Genomic DNA, 2,079 nt, shown 5'->3' on the forward strand with positions numbered 1-2,079 from the left:
GCCGCATCCGCCGGCACGCCGTCCTCACCGACACCGAGATGAAAGAGATCGTCGACAGGGCCGACGCCTGGCGCGACACCGAGACCGAACGCGGCTTCTCCATGGCCCTGGACCGCCTGGGCGACCCCGCCGACGGCGACTGCCTCCTGGTCGAGGCCCTCGACACCGACGGCCGGCTGCTCGCCCTGCTCTCCTTCGTGCCCTGGGGCCGCGACGGCGTCTCCCTGGACCTGATGCGCCGCGACCGCGCCGCGCCCAACGGCGTCGTGGAGTTCATGGTCGCCGAACTGTGCGCGGCCGCCCCGAGACTCGGCGTGCGCCGCATCTCGCTGAACTTCGCGGTGTTCCGCTCGGTGTTCGAGGAGGGCGCCCGCATCGGGGCCGGACCGGTGCTGCGCCTGTGGCGCCGCCTGCTGCTGTTCCTCTCCCGCTGGTGGCAGCTGGAGGCCCTGTACCGGTCCAACGCCAAGTACCACCCCGAGTGGTACCCGCGTTTCCTCTGCTACGGCGAGACCGCCTCCCTCGCCCGGATCGGTCTGGCCTCCGGCATCGCCGAGGGCTTCGTCCCCGTCCCCTCGCTGCGCAAGCTCTGGGGCAGGGGCCACCCCGCCACCGGACCACGCCCGGCCACCACCGAGGGCCTGCCCCCGCTGACGGCGCTCGGGCTCGGCGAGGAGCGACGCGCCCGCCCCGGCGACCCGCTCGCGGGCCTGCCCGAACAGGTCCGCGTCCGGCACGCCAGGCTCGAGAGGCTGCGCGCGGCCGGCACCGACCCGTACCCGGTGGGCGTCGAGGCCCGCACCCGCACCCTCGCCGAGGTCCGCGAGGGCGAGCGGGTCACCGTCGCCGGCCGCGTCCTGCTCGTCCGCGACTTCGGCGGCATCGTCTTCGTCGTCCTGCGCGACTGGTCCGGCGACCACCAGCTCGCCCTCACCCGCGACCGGACCGGACCGGCCGCCCTGGACCGCTTCACCGCCGACACCGACATCGGCGACCACATCACCGCCACCGGCAGGGCCGGGAGGAGCGAGAAGGGCGAGCCGACCGTGTTCGTCACCTCCTGGCGGCTGCTCGGCAAGTGTCTGCGCCCCCTGCCCGACAAGCACCGGGGCCTGGCCGACCCCGAGGCCAGGGTGCGCATGCGCTACCTCGACCTGGTCACCAGCCCCGAGGCCCGAGAGACCGTCCGCGTCCGCTCCACCGCCGTACAGGCCCTGCGCCAGGGACTGCTCGACCACGGCTTCCTCGAGGTCGAGACCCCGATGCTGCAGCGGATCCACGGCGGCGCCAACGCCCGCCCCTTCACCACCCACATCAACGCCTACCACCTCGACCTGTACCTGCGCATCGCCCCCGAGCTGTACCTCAAGCGGCTGTGCGTGGGCGGCCTGGAGAAGGTATTCGAAATGGGCCGCACCTTCCGCAACGAGGGCGTCTCCCCCAAGCACAACCCCGAGTTCACCATGCTGGAGGCCTACCAGGCGTACGCCGACTACGACGTGATGCTCGACCTCACCCGCGAACTGATCCAGGGCGCCGCCACCGCCGCCTTCGGCCGCCCGGTCGCCCACAAGGACGGCACCGAGTACGACATCTCCGGGCCCTGGCCGGTCACCACCGTGCACGGCGCGATCTCCGAAGCACTCGGGGAGGAGGTCGGCCCCGGCACCGACCCGGCGACGCTGCGCCGGCACTGCGACCGCGCCGGCGTGCCGTACACCGCCGACGACGCCCCCGGCGAGATCGTCCTGGAGATGTACGAGCGGCTGGTGGAGGAACGTACGAAGCAGCCCACCTTCTACAAGGACTTCCCGACCGACGTCTCCCCGCTCACCCGGCAGCACCGCACCGACCCACGGCTCGCCGAACGCTGGGACCTCGTCGCCTTCGGCACCGAACTCGGCACCGCCTACTCCGAACTCACCGACCCCGTCGAGCAGCGCCGCCGCCTGACCGCCCAGTCCCTGCTCGCCGCCGGGGGAGACCCGGAGGCGATGGAGCTGGACGAGGACTTCCTCGACGCCCTCGAATACGCCATGCCGCCCACCGGCGGACTCGGCCTCGGCGTCGACCGGCTGG

Annotated in this window: 1 protein-coding gene; it reads left to right on the forward strand. The window is 73.0% G+C overall.

Annotated features, from left to right (window positions below; all coding sequences use genetic code 11):
• A partial coding sequence (lysX, locus tag RH94_RS43825; protein ID WP_234425866.1) for a bifunctional lysylphosphatidylglycerol synthetase/lysine--tRNA ligase LysX occupies positions 1-2,079 on the forward strand: 2,079 nt, incomplete at both ends.

It is taken from the genome of Streptomyces kebangsaanensis, assembly GCF_001906585.1.
Taxonomy (GTDB): Bacteria; Actinomycetota; Actinomycetes; order Streptomycetales; family Streptomycetaceae; genus Streptomyces; species Streptomyces kebangsaanensis.